Annotated in this window: 15 protein-coding genes; 9 read left to right on the plus strand and 6 right to left on the minus strand. The window is 61.8% G+C overall.

Annotated elements, in window-relative coordinates; genetic code table 11:
• Nucleotides 1-7 precede the first annotated feature (7 nt).
• A complete protein-coding gene (locus QN219_RS10470) occupies nt 8-472 on the plus strand; it encodes an Lrp/AsnC ligand binding domain-containing protein (protein ID WP_136508815.1) in 465 nt (154 codons plus the stop codon).
• Nucleotides 473-493: 21 nt separating this feature from the next.
• Here the strand turns inward: QN219_RS10470 and QN219_RS10475 are convergent, their stop codons facing one another.
• Nucleotides 494-1,534, minus strand: a complete 1,041-nt coding sequence (locus tag QN219_RS10475) for an NAD(P)-dependent alcohol dehydrogenase (protein ID WP_283999578.1) — start codon at nt 1,532-1,534, stop codon at nt 494-496.
• Nucleotides 1,535-1,754: 220 nt separating this feature from the next.
• Between QN219_RS10475 and QN219_RS10480 the strand changes: the two genes are divergently transcribed.
• Nucleotides 1,755-2,696 (plus strand): AraC family transcriptional regulator, encoded by a 942-nt coding sequence (locus QN219_RS10480; RefSeq protein ID WP_283999579.1) that lies wholly within the window; start codon nt 1,755-1,757, stop codon nt 2,694-2,696.
• A 55-nt stretch (nt 2,697-2,751) separates the two neighbouring features.
• Here the strand turns inward: QN219_RS10480 and QN219_RS10485 are convergent, their stop codons facing one another.
• Together QN219_RS10485 and hutC are read right to left on the minus strand one after the other, a co-directional pair.
• Nucleotides 2,752-5,679: an aminotransferase gene (locus QN219_RS10485; protein WP_283999581.1), complete on the minus strand. Its 2,928-nt coding sequence runs from the start codon at nt 5,677-5,679 to the stop codon at nt 2,752-2,754.
• 31 nt (nt 5,680-5,710) lie between these two features.
• A complete protein-coding gene (hutC, locus tag QN219_RS10490) occupies nt 5,711-6,454 on the minus strand; it encodes a histidine utilization repressor (protein WP_283999582.1) in 744 nt (247 codons plus the stop codon).
• A 135-nt stretch (nt 6,455-6,589) separates the two neighbouring features.
• Between hutC and hutF the strand changes: the two genes are divergently transcribed.
• From hutF to QN219_RS10520, 6 genes are all read left to right on the plus strand, one after another.
• Complete coding sequence (gene hutF / locus QN219_RS10495; protein WP_283999583.1) at nt 6,590-7,966, plus strand: formimidoylglutamate deiminase; 1,377 nt, start codon at nt 6,590-6,592, stop codon at nt 7,964-7,966.
• A 34-nt stretch (nt 7,967-8,000) separates the two neighbouring features.
• Nucleotides 8,001-9,035, plus strand: a complete 1,035-nt coding sequence (locus tag QN219_RS10500) for an ABC transporter substrate-binding protein (RefSeq protein WP_283999584.1) — start codon at nt 8,001-8,003, stop codon at nt 9,033-9,035.
• 150 nt (nt 9,036-9,185) lie between these two features.
• Complete coding sequence (locus tag QN219_RS10505; RefSeq protein ID WP_283999585.1) at nt 9,186-10,043, plus strand: proline/glycine betaine ABC transporter permease; 858 nt, start codon at nt 9,186-9,188, stop codon at nt 10,041-10,043.
• Nucleotides 10,036-10,863: a betaine/proline/choline family ABC transporter ATP-binding protein gene (locus tag QN219_RS10510; protein ID WP_283999586.1), complete on the plus strand. Its 828-nt coding sequence runs from the start codon at nt 10,036-10,038 to the stop codon at nt 10,861-10,863. Before QN219_RS10505 ends, QN219_RS10510 begins: the two co-directional genes overlap by 8 nt.
• A complete protein-coding gene (hutH, locus tag QN219_RS10515; RefSeq protein ID WP_283999587.1) occupies nt 10,856-12,343 on the plus strand; it encodes a histidine ammonia-lyase in 1,488 nt (495 codons plus the stop codon). The genes QN219_RS10510 and hutH overlap by 8 nt, the downstream gene beginning before the upstream one ends.
• Nucleotides 12,340-12,924 carry a HutD family protein gene (locus tag QN219_RS10520; RefSeq protein WP_283999589.1) on the plus strand — a complete coding sequence of 195 codons (585 nt, stop codon included), beginning with the start codon at nt 12,340-12,342 and terminating at the stop codon, nt 12,922-12,924. Before hutH ends, QN219_RS10520 begins: the two co-directional genes overlap by 4 nt.
• Nucleotides 12,925-12,963: 39 nt before the next feature.
• On the opposite strand, the gene QN219_RS10525 is transcribed toward QN219_RS10520, so the two are convergent.
• Nucleotides 12,964-14,055 carry a nucleotidyltransferase family protein gene (locus tag QN219_RS10525; RefSeq protein ID WP_283999590.1) on the minus strand — a complete coding sequence of 364 codons (1,092 nt, stop codon included), beginning with the start codon at nt 14,053-14,055 and terminating at the stop codon, nt 12,964-12,966.
• Complete coding sequence (locus tag QN219_RS10530) at nt 14,042-14,512, minus strand: hypothetical protein (protein WP_283999591.1); 471 nt, start codon at nt 14,510-14,512, stop codon at nt 14,042-14,044. Before QN219_RS10530 ends, QN219_RS10525 begins: the two co-directional genes overlap by 14 nt.
• Before the next feature lie 75 nt (nt 14,513-14,587).
• On the opposite strand from QN219_RS10530, the gene QN219_RS10535 reads away from it, so the two are divergent.
• Nucleotides 14,588-15,205: a hypothetical protein gene (locus QN219_RS10535; protein WP_283999592.1), complete on the plus strand. Its 618-nt coding sequence runs from the start codon at nt 14,588-14,590 to the stop codon at nt 15,203-15,205.
• An 809-nt stretch (nt 15,206-16,014) separates the two neighbouring features.
• Here the strand turns inward: QN219_RS10535 and QN219_RS10540 are convergent.
• Nucleotides 16,015-16,947, minus strand: a complete 933-nt coding sequence (locus QN219_RS10540; protein WP_309486572.1) for a site-specific integrase — start codon at nt 16,945-16,947, stop codon at nt 16,015-16,017.
• Between the last annotated feature and the right edge of the window lie 21 nt (nt 16,948-16,968).

Here is a 16,968-nt window from a genome sequence, read left to right on the forward strand (position 1 = left end):
GGCGGCAATGCACCAGATCGACAAGACGGATCGCAGAATCCTGAACATCCTGCAGGCGGATGGGCGGATCACCAATCTCGAACTGGCGGACCGCATCGGCCTGTCGCCGACCGCGACCAGCGAGCGGCTGCGGCGCCTGCTGAAGGAAGGATATGTCTCGGGCTTCGGTGCACGCCTCGATCCGCACAAGCTCGGCTTCGGTCTGCTCGTCTTCATCGAGGTCATGCTGGACAAGACGACGCCGGAAGTCTTTGACCAATTTGCGATCGCCATCAAGCAGGCTCCCGCCGTGCTCGAATGTCACATGGTCGCCGGCGGCTTCGACTATCTGGTCAAGACCCGCTTCGAGGACATGACTGCCTACCGCAACTTCCTCGGGCAGGTGCTCTGGACGCTGCCCGGCGTCAAGGAAACCCGCACCTACGCGGTCATGGAAGAGATCAAGAACGACGGTCCGCTGCCGCTCGTCTGAAGGCGACAGCGGACCTCTGTTTCAGAGTGACGCCATGTCGATGACGAAGCGATAGCGCACGTCGCTTTTGACCACCCGCTCGTAGGCCTCGTTGATCTGACCAATCTCGATCGTCTCGATCTCGGAGACGATGCCGTGCTCGCTGCAGAAATCCAGCATCTCCTGGGTTTCCTTGATCGAGCCGATCATCGAGCCGGAAATGCTGCGCCGGGCCGGAACCAGCGAGAAGGCGTGGACCGGCACCGGATTCTCAGGAATGCCGACAAGCACCAGGTCGCCGTCGACCTTCAGGAGACTGAGATAAGCGTTCCAGTCGACCTCGGCGGCAACGGTGCAGATGATGAGGTCGAAGCTCCCAGCAAGCGCCTGGAACGTCTCCGGATCGTTGGTCGCGTAATAATGATCCGCGCCGAGTTTCAGCCCGTCCTCCTTTTTGGAGAGGCTCTGGCTCAGCACCGTGACCTCGGCGCCCATCGCGTGGGCAAGCTTCACGCCCATGTGCCCGAGGCCACCCATGCCGACGATCGCAACCTTCTTGCCGGGTCCCGCCTTCCAGTGGCGGAGCGGCGAGTAAAGCGTTATGCCGGCGCAAAGCAGCGGGGCGGCCGCGTCGAGCGGCAGGTTCTCGGGAATCGAAAGCACATAGCCTTCCTTGACGACGATATGATCCGAGTAGCCGCCCTGGGTCGGGGTCTTTCCGTCGGCCTCGACGCTGTTATAAGTCCCGACCAGACCCGGCATATAATGTTCCAGATCGAGATCGCGGGTGGCGCAGGTCGTGCAGGAATCGACGAAGCAGCCGATGCCGGCACGGTCGCCGACCTTGAACTTCGTGACCTTGGAACCAACCGCCGAAACGATGCCGACGATCTCGTGACCCGGCACCATGGGGAAAGTGGAATTGCCCCATTCGTTGCGGGCCTGATGGATATCGGAATGGCAGACGCCGCAATATTTGATGTCGATGACCACATCGTCGTCACGCGGTTCGCGGCGCTCGAATGTGAAAGGTGTAAGCGGCTTCGAAGCATCGGTCGCCGCATATCCTCTAGCTATAGCCATGGGTCTGTCCTTGATGTCTTGGGAACAATGCGCTCGTGAGGTGTGGACCTTGAGCGACAGGGCGGACTATGCTGTCCCCGAGCGATGATGCGTTAGAGCGATCCTGCAAGAGTTTTGCACGATCCTGCATGAATGAAGGCACTGCCGTGGCGAGGCCGCGCAGGCAACCTATCTGAACGGCATACCGCGTAGACTTAAGATACTGTAAAGGCCGCTGAATATGACGACCACACAACAGACGCCACGCCACGATATGATCGACATCATTGCCCGTATCGCCGACAAGGATGGAGACCACGCAACGATCGTGCCGGGTCTCAGCATCCATCGGCATTCAGGCACAGCGAAACCGAACTGCGCAGCCTACAAGCCGAGCCTGGCGATCATCGTGCAAGGCGCCAAGCGCGTGGTAGTCGGCGACGAGACCATCGTCTACGGCGCTTCGGACTACCTGTTGACCTCGATCGATCTGCCGGTCATCTCCCAGATCTCGCAGGCGTCGCCGAAAGAGCCGTACATGAGCCTGGCGTTCCAGATCGATACCGGAAAGATCCCGGCACTGCTCGATCTGATCGGTAACCGCCCGGCGAAGCCGTCGGCCTCCGCCCGAGGAATGATGGTCAGCAAGATAACGCCCGATCTCGAAGACGCAGCGCTCCGTCTGCTGCGGCTGCTCGAGCGCCCGGACGACATCGCCGCCCTTCTGCCGTTGATCGAGCAGGAACTCCTCTACCGCCTGCTCATCGGGCCGCACGGCACGAGGCTCAGGCAGATGATGACGGCGGAAAGTCAGCCGCACCAGATCGGTCGCGCCGTCGCATGGCTGAAGGAGCACTATACGCACCCTTTGCGCATCGACGATCTCGCGAGCCGCGTCAGCATGAGCGTTTCCTCGCTTCATCACCACTTCAAGGCGATCACGGCGATGAGTCCGCTGCAGTATCAGAAGCAGCTCCGGCTGCAGGAAGCGAGGCGCCTGATGTTGGAAGAGCGCCTCGATGCAGGCGATGCCGGCCATCAGGTCGGCTATGAGAGCCAGTCGCAGTTCAGCCGCGAATATTCCCGCCAGTTCGGCGAGCCGCCGGCGCGCCATATCGGCCGCGTTCGCCGCAGCCTCGTCGAACGTTTGAGTGGCGAGGCGGAGATGCTGAGCGAGGGCTAAGTCCAGCTCAGCAAATCCTGTGTCCGGCCGCGGCCACCCTTGAGGAGAGCTCTGTTCACCAGCCCTCTTCCAGCACCCGCTCCAGCATCCCGGCAAAGAAGTCGGCACTCTCGCGGCTGAGGCAGAGCGGCGGCTTGATCTTCAAGACATTCAGGTGATCGCCGGTCGGCTGCATGATGACGCCGAGTTCAAGGAGGCGGTCGCAGATCGCCGCCGTCTCCTGCGTCGCGGGCTCCAGCGTTTCGCGGTCACGGACGAACTCGACGCCGAGATAAAGCCCCATGCCGTGGACCGCGCCTACGATCGGAAAGCGCTCGCCAAGCGCCTGCAGCCGCGCCTTGAGGTGGTCACCGACCGTGCACGCATTCTCCTGCAGCGCCTCGTCATGGAGAATGTCGAGAACGGTGAGGCCAACGACGGAGCTTACCGGACTGCCGCCGGACGACGAGAAGAAGTAGCCTTCCTTTTCCAGCGCCTCCGCGATCTCGCGCCGCGTGATGACGGCACCGAGCGGATGGCCGTTGCCCATGCCTTTGGCGACCGTGATGATGTCCGGAACCACGCCCTGCTCTTCGAACCCCCAGAAATAGTGGCCGAGGCGGCCGTAACCCACCTGTACTTCGTCGGCGATGCAGACGCCGCCCCTCTCCCTGACCATGGCGTAGACGGCCTCGAGATATCCCGGCGGCAGCGGGATCCCGCCGGCGTTTCCGTAGACCGCTTCGCAGACGAAGCCCGCGAGACCCTTGCGGCTCTCGTCGAGCTCCTCCAGTTTCTCTGTAACGGCGCGAACATAGTCGACGGTCGAGCCTTCTCCGCGAAACGGTCCGCGATAAGTGTTCGGGGAAACGACCGGGTGCACCCAATCGGGCCGCGTCCTCAGCGCTTGCGGGTTGTCGGCGATCGAGGTCGAGACCGCATCGCTCGCGACCGTCCAGCCGTGATAGGCTTCGAGCAGAGAGAGTATGTGGCGCGCGCCGGAGTGGGCCCAGGCGAGCCGGATCGCGAGGTCGTTCGCCTCCGAGCCGCTGTTGACGAGAAAGACCGTGTCGAGTCCCTCGGGCGCCAACCCCGCGAGCCGCTCCGAAAATTCCGCCACGGACGCATAGTGGAAGCGCGAATTGGTGTTGAGCAGCGACCATTGGCGCCCAACGGCCGCCGAAAGGCGCGGATGGCCGTGGCCGACGATCGTGACATTGTTGACCATGTCGAGATAGGCACGGCCCTCGACGTCGAAGAGATGTTCCTTCCAGCCACGCTCGATCTGCGGCGGCTGCCGGTAATAATTCTTCTGCGGCCGCGCGAAATGACGTTGCCGGCGCTGAAGCAGTTCACCCGCCGCCGGCAGGGGCGCATCACAATCGAAACCGAGCATTTGGGCCGGCGACGGGCAGAGCGCCCGCCAGGCTTCCGCCTGGTTCGCCGTCGCAAAGGGCGGCGGGTCTATTTCCGCCTCCGTTGACAGTTGGACGCGGATGAAGCCCAGTGCTGACCGATCACCGGGAACGACGCCGATCGGCGCGCCGGTTTCGATGGCCCCTTCCGCGCCATCGACCGGCTCGACGCCATTGAGATGGAGATGCAGCCCGTTGGTCGACAAAACCAGTTTTTCGCCGCGTCGCGCGAACTGCCCATCAAAGGGTGCGTGGACGGTCGTCTGCCCATGCAAGCAAAGATCGACGTGCAGCGCGAAGGTCGCAGGCGACTTTGCCTGGACAGGCCGCGTTTCTGTCAAACGAAATTCGCCGTAGCGTGTCGCCGAAGCGCCGGCCGCCCGCGCCGCCGATTGCAAAAGCAGCGCTTCCGTGTCCTCATAATGCCAGCGGTCGGCGGGGAGATGGGGGCCGAGAAGTGAAAGGTCGACAATACCGACGTGGCCGGGGGCGATGTCCGGCAGCAGCCGGCCGTCCGTCAGAGGTACGGTTAATGCCGCCCCCTTTCCCACGACCTGACGAAATGCCTGCTCCATCAAGCCGAACGGCACGGAAAGCGCGACATCGAAGATTTCGCGCTCGTGGGCGGCGTTTCCTCGCACGTAGGCGTTGTCGGGATCGATCTCCAGCTGCTGCTCCGTACTCGCGACCAGGATGCCCGCTCGTGCCACGATGAGCGGCCAGAGCGCCTTCAGTTCAGCATCCGTCAGCGGGAACGCTGCGTGAAAAGCCCTGACCGCCGGCAAGATGAAGAAAGGATCGCCATCCGCGTGGTGAAGCAGCGATGCACAGGCAACCGCGAGTTCGGCGACGAGCCACCCCTTGAGGATATCGCCGAAATCGATCACGCCTTCAGGCACGAGCCGGCCGCTCGCCTCCGTCCTGCTCACGACGTTGTCGTCGGTGACGTCCTGGTGAATCGCCTGCACCCGCAACTGCGGCATGAGCGGTTGCACACGCCGCATGGCGCCGATCATCGCTTCGGCGATGCGTTTGCGCAGATCCACGTGAGCCATCGTCGACAGCAGATGCAGCGCGACCGGTCCCGCCCGCCGAAGGTCCCATTGCAGTTCCCGATCGAGCCCTGGATGGTCGAACTCGCGAAGCTCCCAGGCGAGCCGCCCGGCGAGAGCGCCGAGTTCGGCGACCGTTTGCACCGGAAGGTGCTTGCGCCGGGTCAAGGGCGTGCCATCGAGATAGGTGAGCAGCCGAAACTGATAGGGCACGTCCCGGACAATTGCGTCGACAATCTCCTCGCCATTCAGTGTGGCTACTACAGCCGGCACCTTCGGAGCACCCGCGCTGGCGGCAAGATGATGAAGGGCCGCGTTCTGCGCCTCCAGTTCCACCCGCGCATATTCCAGCCGGCAGATTTTCAGGACGAAACGGCCGTCATCGGTGTCCACCCGATAGTTTTGGTCCTGCTGGCTACCGAGTTCTGTGAGGGCGCCGGAAAGACCGTAGTGTTCCGACAGGATGCGTTTCGCCTCCTCGACGGACACATCCGGCCTTGCGAGTTGCGTGCGGAGCTTGAGCGACTCTCCGTCCATTCTTCCATCCCTGTCTATTCGCGGGACCGCCTCACTGCGAGGCGCCTTCAAGGCGATAGCGCGTGCCTGGATAAAGCAGCCGCGCGGTCGTCACGCTCGCCGTTTCCGACCAGGTCCGTCTGCGGATCATCAGGCACGGTTCGTTGCGGCCGATCGCGAGAAGCTTGCATTCCCACGGCTTGGGCGACACGGCCTCGACGATCTGTTCAGTGCGGGTGATCGGCGCCACCAAGGTCAGATAGGCGTTCGGGGTCATGGTCCGGAAATCCTGCGCCATGTAGTCTGGACAGACCGCCGGGTTGACGAACCGATCCTCGATCTGGATCGGCACCTCGTTCTCGCAGTGGACCATGATCGAATGGAACACCCTGGCGCCCGTCGGAAGCCCGAGCGCATGGCCGATCTCCGGGCCCGCCGGCTCCTCCTGCAACAGGGTCAGCCGGGAGGTGTGCCGATGGCCGCGCTCGCGGATCTCGTCCGCGATATTGCGGACCTCGAGGAGCGCCGTGCTGCCCTTATGCGCCGCGACGAAGGACCCGACGCCCTGAACCCGAGTGATCGCGCCTTCGCTCGCGAGCTCGCGCAACGCTCTGTTCGCCGTCATCCGGCTGACGCCGAGATCCGCGACGATGTCGTTTTCCGACGGTATCCGGTGATTGGCGGGCCATTCCCCGCTCTCGATCCGGCTGCGAATGAACTGCTTTACCGCCTCATAGCGCGGCACAGGCCCTTCCGCGAAGGCCGACATGTCGCTCGTCCGCCCCGGTGGCGTCATTGTCTACTCCCATCTTATGCCGATGAAGGCTGCGGCCCCTCACGGCATCGATGATTCTTTTCGTCCATTTTAGCCTTGCGCGCCACCATAAAATATCTATAGTTCCATATACAACCACGTACAGGAAAAACGCACGTGCCAACTTTTCCCGTCCCCCGGCTCTTCGCGGAGCGCGCTCTTCTTACAACCGGCTGGGCCGAAAACGTGGCAATTACTCTTGACGGCAACGGCGGTATCGCGTCGGCTGTGACGGACCAAGCGCCTGCGGAAGGTGACGAGCGGCTTTCCGGACCTGTCGTTCCAGCGATCGCCAACCTTCATTCCCATGCGTTCCAGCGCGCCATGGCTGGTCTTGCCGAAGTGGCTGGTGCCGGCGGCGACAGTTTCTGGACCTGGCGCGAGGAAATGTATCGCACGGTGAGCCTCGTCGACCCCGAGGACGTCGAGGCCATAGCCGCCAAGCTTTACATGGAGATGCTGAAGGGTGGCTTCGGCCGCGTGGTCGAGTTTCACTATCTTCACCACCAGGCGGATGGCACGCCCTACACCGACCCGGCGGAAATGTCGCTTCGGATATTGAATGCGGCTGAGGCGACAGGCATCGGCCTGACGCATCTGCCGGTCTTCTATGCCCACGCCAATTTCGGCGGTGTGGCGCCCAATCCCGGTCAGCGTCCGTTCCTGCATGATTCGGATCGCTTTCTCGCTCTTCTCGATCGCCTCGTTCCCGCCTGCTCGAAGAGCGGAGCCAGGCTCGGCTATGCCATTCATTCGTTGCGTGCCGCGACACCGGACGAGATGCGGACGATCCTCGACACGGCTCCGGTCTCCGGACCCATTCATATTCACGTGGCCGAGCAGACGCGCGAAGTCGACGACTGCCTCGCATGGAGCGGCAGGCGGCCGGTCGAATGGCTTCTCGATGAGATGCCCGTCGACGCGCGCTGGTGCGCCATTCATGCGACGCACATGACGGCGGAGGAAACGAAGCGCCTGGCACACTCCGGGGCGGTTGCCGGCCTCTGCCCCGCGACCGAGGCCAATCTCGGCGATGGCATCTTTCCGGCGGTCGATTTTATCGCCGAGGGTGGCCGCGTCGGCATCGGCACCGATAGCCACGTGGCAACGAGCGTCGCGGAAGAACTGCGGCTTCTCGAATACGGCCAGCGGTTGCGCGATCGCCGGCGCAACAGGCTTGCCGCCGGGCCCGGCGCGTCCGTCGGGCGGTCGATCTTCGAGGCCGCCCTTGCCGGCGGAGCGCAAGCGGCCGGTCTCGATGCCCCCGGCATCAAGGCAGGCGCGCGTGCGGACCTCGTCGTCCTCGACGGCGACAACCCCTACATCGCTGCCGCAAGCGGCAACCAGATTCTCGACCGCTGGCTTTTCGCGCTCGGCGGCGAGACGGTCCGCGACGTCATGGTCGCTGGCCAATGGAAGATCCGCAATGGACGCCATGATCGGGAGGAAGACATCGACCGCGCCTTCGCGCGGGTTCTGACGAAACTGAAATAGTCATCGAAGCTACGATCAAAAAAGGGGAATGCGCATGTCGATCAGCACTATGAAACTCACTCTTGCCGCCGCCGGCCTGATGCTTGCGGCCTCGACCGTCAGCGCCAACGCCTCCTATTGCGGCGACGGCAAGACCGTGACCTTTGCCGGCATAGACTGGGAGAGCGGCGCCTTCATCACCGAAGTCATGAAGACGATTCTTGCCAAGGGTTACGACTGCCAGGTGGATTCCATCCCCGGCAACTCGGTGACGCTGGAACAGGCGACCGCCAACAACGACGTCCAGATTTTCGCCGAAGAATGGCTCGGCCGCTCGGACGTGTGGAACAAGGCCGTCGAAGAAAAGAAGGTCGTCGCCGTCGGCAAGACCTTCGTCGGCGCCAGCGAAGGCTGGTTCGTGCCGGACTATGTGGTTCACGGTGACCCCTCGCGCAATATCGAGGCGAAGGCACCGGACTTGAAGAGTGTCTCGCAGCTCTCCGATCCGAAGATCGCCGAGATCTTTGCAGATCCGGAGGAGCCGTCGAAGGGCCGTTTCCTGAATTGCCCATCCGGCTGGACCTGCGAAGGTGTAAGCTCCGCCAAGCTCGAAGCTTACAAACTCGGCGAAACCTATGTGAACTTCCGCCCCGGCACCGGCACGGCGCTCGATTCGGCGATCACCTCGGCCTATTTGCAGGGCGAGCCGATCCTCTTCTATTACTGGTCTCCCACCGCAATCATGGGCAAGTTCAAGCTGGTCCAGCTCGAAGAGCCGGCCTACAACGAAGCCTGCTGGAAGGAATTGAGCAGCGCCAACGGCAAGCGTGACGAAGGCTGCGCCTTCCCCTCGGTCGACGTTGCCTATGGCGTGAACAGCACCTTCGCTGCGGAAGCGCCGGAAATCGTCGCGATTCTCGAAAAGGCAACCTTCCCGCTTGAGGATGTCAACGGCAGCCTCGCCTACATGGCCGACAACAAGGTCGACGCCACGGAGGCTGCTGCCGAGTTCCTGAAGACCAAGGGCGACGTCTGGGGCAAGTGGGTCTCCGACGAGGCGCGCGGCAAGATCGAAGCAAGCCTGAAGTAACGACAGTTTTGCCGAACCGTGCCCGCCACGCCCCTTCCGCCTTCAGCGCGGGACGGGGGCGTGGCAGCCATGGCTTAAAAGCTGTTTCCGTAGAGCAGGCAGGTTTGCGGTTGAAGACCGCCAAGGTGCCTGAACAAGGAACGACATCCGATGTTTCCGGACTCTCTCAATCTCTCCATCCGGGCGCCTGTGAATGACTTCATCCAAGCGCTCGTCACCAACTATGGCTGGGTCTTCAAGGCGATCAGCGGCGTCATCCTGAAAGCGGTGCTGTTCATCGAATGGATCCTGCGCGGCCTGCCCTGGTGGCTCGTCATTCTCGCCTTCATGGCACTCGCCTGGCAGAGTTCGCGTCGCTGGTCGCTGACGATCGCCGTTGGCGCCCTGCTGCTTGCCGTTGGCGTGCTCGGCCTCTGGGATTTGACCATGCAGACGCTGGCGCTGATGCTGATGGCCACCATCGTCTCGGTGGTGATCGGCGTGCCGATGGGTATTCTTGTCGCCAAGAGCCGGGTCGTCCGCAACATCACGCTGCCCGTGCTCGACGTCATGCAGACGATGCCGAGCTTCGTCTATCTCATTCCGGCGCTGATGCTTTTCGGCCTCGGCAAGGTGCCGGCCATCCTCGCCACCATCATCTATGCCGTACCGCCGCTGATCCGTCTCACCGATCTCGGCATCCGCCAGGTCGACACGGAGGTTGTCGAGGCAGCGACCGCCTTCGGCGGCAGCCCGTCGCAGATCCTTTTCGGGGTCGAGCTGCCGCTTGCGACGCCGACCATCATGGCGGGTCTCAACCAGACGATCATGATGGCGCTTTCCATGGTGGTGGTGGCCTCGATGATCGGTGCGCGCGGTCTCGGCGAGCAGGTTCTGAACGGCATTCAGACTCTCGACGTCGGCAAGGGCCTGGAGGCTGGCATCGGCATCGTCATCCTGGCGATCGTGCTCGACCGCATTACGCAGGGCTTCGGCAAGGCCCGAACGGAGGATGCCCGCAATGGCTGATATCGAAATCCGCAACGTCTACAAGATCTTCGGGCACGACGCGAAGACGGCGCTCGCCATGGCCAAGGATGGCCTCAACAAGGCCGATATTCTTGCCCGCTCCGGCTGCAGCGTCGGCCTCAACAATGTCAGCCTCAACATTGGCGCCGGCAAGATCTTCGTCATCATGGGGCTTTCTGGCTCCGGCAAGTCGACGCTGGTACGCCACATCAACCGGTTGATCGAGCCGACGAGCGGCGAGGTCGTCTTCGACGGAAGCAACATCCTCGATCTGGATGCCAAGACGCTGCGGACGTTTCGCATGCGCCGCGTCAGCATGGTGTTCCAGAGTTTCGCCCTGATGCCGCATCGGACCGTGCTGCAGAATGTCGTCTACGGCCAGCGCGTACGTGGCGTGTCGAAGGCGGACGCCCGCGGCATCGGCATGAAATGGATCGAAACGGTGGGACTCGCCGGCTACGACGCGAAATTCCCGCATCAGCTTTCCGGCGGGATGAAGCAGCGCGTCGGGCTCGCACGGGCGCTTGCCGCCGATACCGACGTGATCCTGATGGACGAGGCCTTCAGCGCCCTTGATCCGCTGATCCGCGCCGACATGCAGGACCAGCTCCTGCAATTGCAGCAAAATCTCTCGAAAACCATCGTCTTCATCACCCATGATCTCGATGAAGCGCTGCGCATCGGCTCGGAAATTGCGATCCTCAAGGACGGTCAGGTCGTGCAGGTCGGGACGCCGGATGATATTCTGGGCAATCCGGCTAACGACTATGTCGCGCGCTTTGTTCAGCGCCGGCAGGGAAGACCCGAAGCCCATGACTGAGACAATCACGATCGACGGCCCCCTCACCTGGCGAGAGATTGCCGCTGTCGCCGGGGGAGCGCGCCTCGCCTTGTCCGATGCCGCCCGCACGCGGATCGTCGAAGCGCGACGGATCGTCGATGCTCTGGTCGAGCGTGGTATCCGCGGCTACGGCATCAACACCGGTGTCGGTGCGCTCTGTGACGTTGTGATCAGCCGCGAGAACCAGCGAGCCCTGTCGCGCAACATCATTCTCAGCCATGCCTGCGGCGTGGGTGAGCCGCTCGAGAACGCCGAGGCGCGCGCCGTGATGGCGGCGCAGATTGCCAACTTCGCCCATGGCTTCTCCGGCGTCCGGATGGAAACCGTCGAGGCACTGCTTGCACTTCTCGATGCCGACATCATTCCGCTGATCCCGTCGCGTGGCTCGGTCGGCTATCTCACCCATGCCGCCGCCATCGGGCTCGTCCTGATCGGACGAGGTGCGGCCATGTATGGCAAAGACCGGCTGAGTGGCGCCGATGCGCTTGAAAGCATCGGGCTGGAACCGTTGCTGCTCGAGGCGAAAGAAGGCCTCAGTCTCGTCAACGGCACACCTTGCGCCACAGGCCAGGCTGCCCTGGCCCTTGCCCGTATGGAGCGGCTTCTCGACTGGGCGGATGCGGCCGCTGCGATGACTTACGAAAACCTGGGCAGTCAGGCGAATGCCTTCGCCGAGGGGCCGCTGGCGCTGCGGAAATCGCGCGGCCTCCAGGCGGTCGGCACGACATTGCGCGACTGGCTGGCACAAAGCCCGATGCTTGCCGAAACGGCGGGCACCCGCACCCAGGACCCATTGAGCCTGCGCGCCGTACCCCATGTCCATGGCGCCGCGCGTGACACCTTCGATCACGTCGCCGAGGTCGTGAACCGAGAGCTTTCGAGCGTCACCGATAATCCGGCGGTTTCCGGCACGCCGGAAGCACCGGAGGTGCATTCCCAGGCGCACGCCGTCGGTGCCGCCCTCGGTCTCGCCATGGACAGTCTCGCGGTCGCGGCGGCCGAGATCGCGGCGATTTCGGAGCGCCGCGTCGATCGGCTGGTCAATCCGCTCGTCAGTGGTCTGCCTGCCTTTCTCGCGGGCGACAGCGGCGTTTCTTCGGGCTACATGATAGCGCAATACACCGCCGCGGCGCTCGCGGCAGAAAACCGCCGCCTGGCGGCGCCGGCAAGCCTCGATGGCGGCATCACTTCTGCGCTTCAGGAGGACATTCTCACCCACGCGACACCCGCAGCCTGGAAGGTGCTCTCGATCCTCGACAATCTTGAGCAAATTCTGGCGATCGAGTTGCTCGCGGCCGCCCAGGCCTATGATCTGCAACCACGATCCCGAGCCAAGGCGACACGGACGGCCTCCCTCTATGGCCGCATCCGCGAAACGATCTCGACCTATGCCGACGACCGGCCTATGAATGAGGACGTCGATCGGATGCGCAATCTGATGCAAGGAGCTACGCCATGAAGATCCTGCGTTCGAACGAATATAGGCGCATGCCGTGGAAGAACGGCGGCGGCGAGACCGTCGAAATCGCCGTCTCCCCGGAGCGCGCGTCGCTTTCCGATTTCGACTGGCGCATCAGCATGGCGACGGTGGCGAGCGATGGTTCTTTTTCCACGTTCCCCGGCATCGACCGCACGCTCTCGATCCTCGAAGGCGCCGGCATGACACTCGCGATCGAAGGGCGACAGCCGAAACTGCTGACGGTCGCCGATGCGCCACTGTCCTTCCCCGCCGATACGCCGACATCGGCTGCGCTTCGCGACGGCCCGGTTATCGACCTCAATGTCATGACGCGACGCAGCGCGCTGAAACACCGCGTGCGGCGGCTTCACGTCGAGGGCTCGCAATCGCTCGAATCCCATGCGCGGGAGCTCATCGTCTTCTGCCACCGCGGAAGCGTCACACTGGCGGCGGAAGGGGTGACCGCGACGCTCCATGCACTGGACGCGGCGATCCTCGTCCAACCGCCTCCTCTCACGCTATCGGCAGACATCGCGTCGGGGCTTTTCCTTGTCGAGATGATGCCCGGCGGCGCGACCTGAGGAAATGCCTTCCGGCAACTGGCGATTTTTGCGCGCGTTTTACGCCTTGCCCGGGGCTACTGGGCGAAAAATACGCCGCAGCTCGCGAAGCTTTCGCTTCGTTTCCTGCCGCCGGGAAGAATGGGGCTCGCCTCCAAAGCGATCCCAGGATGGATAATGCAACAATTCCGTCAGAAGCGTCAGAAGCGTCAACGACGCGCGGAGGTATTGTCGTTCTATCTGGATTTTTCGCCGCCAAAGTTGGAAATGCGCGGCCTTGCCGAATAACGGCGTGGGAGTACTCCCGATATTGAACAATGCACTTATCGTCAGAATTTGTGTGTCGATTGCATTTCTTTCATATCCCGCTGAAAACAACGACCTCAACACCTCCCATTGTATCTCACCTGTGGAACGCGCAATGTTTGCTATGTCGAGAAGATGGCGCAGGTCGACCAAACCTCGCCAGTAATCTCCATCCTGAAATTGATCGTGCAGCATCAGACAGACTACCTGGGCGAACGGCGAAGGGATGTAGACGTGGCCTCCGGCGAGTGCCACTCGGCTGCCGTTGCGGTACAGCCACTCGATGTCGCTGAAGGAGGTCGGACCCTTCAGGCGACAGTGCAGGTCGATGCTGCCGGCATCAGCGGGACGAGCGAGCACGACAGGTAGACGGAACTTTGGATTTCCGGGCCAGGAACCCACACCGGCGTCTTCGCGGGTTTCATAGCCAACACTTTGCAGTGCTCCAATCGCTCTGGCCATCTCGGCGGGTCGAACGAAAATATCCAGATCGGTAAGCATCCGGGCACCGATCTCCTCCTGTCTCTGCGCCACCAGAATTGCGGCGCCCTTCATGGCAACCGGTTCAATGCCAATGTCGTTCAAACAGCTTACCGCTTCTTCCAGCTGGGAATTCAGCCGTGAATTGCGCTGTGAATTTCTCTGGTAAATCGCCGCAAGATAGGTCCGAACCTCCTCGGGGATATCGTTCTGGCGCGCAAATCTGGCCACCGCCAGGGCGAGCGACGGGATCGTCATGGTCTTGTTCGCCAGGTCTATGACGGCGTCCCAGTCTATCTCGTCGGGAAGGCGGCCATCAAGGCAGGAAGCAAGAGCGAGAAGATCCCTGTAGCTACTCCGCTTCATGATACCGGTCCAGGATCGCAACGGCTTCATCGAGCCGTGAAAAAGTAAGCTCGGCCAAGCGTGCGCCGGAAACGACATTCAGCAAGCTCTGGAATTGGGTCATGTCCAGCCGTCGCTCGGGAGTGAACGCGCCTGCGACCAGTTCAGACAGAGCCTGCACCGGCTCCACCGCCGAAACCACCGCCGGCCCCTTTTTCCGGCGGCGGATAAGCACGATCGTGTGCAGCGGAACACGTTCGCGCGGCGCCTGTCGAACCGGCGCGACATACCGGACACTTTTGTTGTCGAGGCGGCGGTGCACCGGGCAGGACATGATCGCATCGCGAGACCCCTCAAGGAGACTCCACGAGCCGGACTTGAGCGCGAGCGCAAAGGGCACCCCGCGCACCAGACCCCGGTCGTCCATCAATGCAATATCATCGCCGCCGTAATCAAAGCCCGCGTCAACGAGCGCCATAGCAAGTGTCGTCTTCCCCGCTCCCGGCGCACCGCAGATCAAAAGGCCCCGCGAGTTCTTCACCAGAAGCGCCGCGTGAAGCGCAATATCGGTGCCGACCGCCGCCAGGACGTCTTCGGTGAGAAAGCTCTTCAATGCTGGCGCCGCCTCGGCGCCAGTGACGATCATTCCTGGCGAGCCATTCCTGCTGATGCACAGCCGGTCGCCGAACCTTGCCACATTGTAGCAAAAAGGGGCCTCGATGCCCTTCACCGCCAAATGATCGAAAACCGGCCGAACGAGATCGACGGCACCTTGATCGTAATATGCCACCGAGGCAGCAGTCGCGGCGAGATCAAGCACATGTGTGTCAACAGGCGGTCCGTCGCTCTCGTCAAGCACAATGTCCAGCAATCCCTGACGGGACCAGGAAAGGAGATATTTCCTCACGAATGCACCGGCGGAACTCCGGTTGACGCCACGCGCCACCAGGTCGGACACGAGTTGTTGAAACGACATGGCTTCGGCGAGATTGCAGGTCAGATACGCCGTCAGGTCGTCGAGTTCAAAAATCCGTTGCAACGATTCGACGAAAATCGTTCTGCGGTTCCCAAGCAGGAAAAACTCTGCGCCGTCAGAGACGCGGAACTTCATTCCAACCCCCTTTGTACGCTGGTCGGAAACATGCAACGGCTGCACTTACTTCTGATCTAAAATCCGCCTTCCTGCTAGCCGGAAAACAGTCCAGCCCGATAACTTAGGATGCCTGAAGACCTTGATGGCTGCTACCGTCGATGAAGACGACAGTTGAGTGAGCGTGGTCCGATAGGGCAGTTGTCGACTTGCTTACCTCGCTTTCAAACCCACAGACCCTACACAAGCGGGACCCCGTACCGTTGCGGCAGGGGACCCGCCTAATTCTTTTCTGAAATAATTAGGTTCTTGTGGTTGCTTCACCGCGGCGAATTCCTTGGAGCTAGGGTGTCGTCAACTTCAATCCATGGGACCTTAGTCCCGCGCGCTGCGGGCAAACGTCTTAGGCCCGTTGCCGAATACTTCTCCCGATACATATTGCGGCAGATCCGCGCCCGCGGAACAACGAACAACTCCGTCGCGTCGCGGGCGTGAGAGGGGTCTCAGAGCGACGCCCAATGGTCTGCACCGCTCTGGGACCTTCACTCGCTATTTGGACCGTAAGATTTCGTCCGCCTCACCAAACGAACTGCCGCGACGGATGAATGGCAGAAACCAGGCGCCGGCGCCGATCGAGATCGGACCCAAGGCGGTGAAGCGCTTCAGAGAAAACATTGAAAGTTTGGCAAGTTGCCACGAGAAAGAGCATTGCCCGAGAGGGACCAGTCGAGTTGATCGAGGCTAGACAATGATAAAGTTGGTAGCGGAGGAGGGATTCGAACCCCCGACACAAGGATTATGATTCCCGTGTCAGCTGTGTTTTTATTATGTTTTTTCCCATTTTGTGCCAGTTTTGTGCCATCTGTGCCGTCGCTGTGCCAGCCGTACCTTTAACCCAGCAATGAACGTTCTGCGGCGGCTAGTTCATCAGAGTCATCGCCGCGCGGGAACAGGTGCCCGTAGGTGTCTAGAGTCATCTGTATCGAGGAGTGACCAAGCCGTTCCTGCACCGACTTGACCGGCAGCTCCAGGCCGCCGTCAACTTTCCGGTTGATGCACCATGAGGCGAAGAAGTGCCTAAGTGAGTGAAGGCCGGTGTACTTCGCCCGGATAACCGTGATCGGCTTACCGTCGTCATCAAACTCCTCCGAAGGATAGGAAACGCCGGCCTTGATCATCGCCGGAATTAGCGCCCGGTTGATGATGTTAGCGTGGCTTTCAATGTTGCCGTTCCCGTTGGGGAAGACATAGTGAAGCTCACGAATCGGGTTGTCGGCAGCATCAACCCGGCCGGTGTCACGACGTGGGCAAGCGAGGCGCCATTCCCGGAGGGTGTTGACGACGAATGGTGGGATCGGAATTGTCCTTTCTCCCGCTTCTGTTTTCGGTCGCCCGATCTTGCCGTACTCATCCGCCCGCTGGGTAACGCTAATAGAGCGCCCCTCCAGATCGACATCCTCCCAACGCAATCCGCGCAGCTCCGAGGAACGCATGCCGGTGAAGATCACGGTTATCAGCAGCGGACGCCAATGACCCATGCTATCGAGGACAGAGAGGACAGTCCTGATCTCGGCCGGCGTTGGAATATGCACCCCGACCTTTAGCTTCACCTTGTGACGCTTCTCGATCCGGGTCTCTTTGCCGCCGTGCTTCTGACGCATGTCCCTGACGGGATTCCGCGTCGCAAGCCCGCGTTCAACTGCATCCCCCACAATACCGCCGAGCGAGACGAGCACTTTCTTGATCATCGCCGCTGAGCGTCCGTTCTCCCTGAGCTTGTCTTCAAACTCCCGTATCGACGGCACTGACAGCTTGGAAACCAAAGTATCGCCTATGAACTCTTC

This window comes from Sinorhizobium sp. 8-89 (assembly GCF_030124325.1).
Taxonomy (GTDB): Bacteria; Pseudomonadota; Alphaproteobacteria; order Rhizobiales; family Rhizobiaceae; genus Sinorhizobium.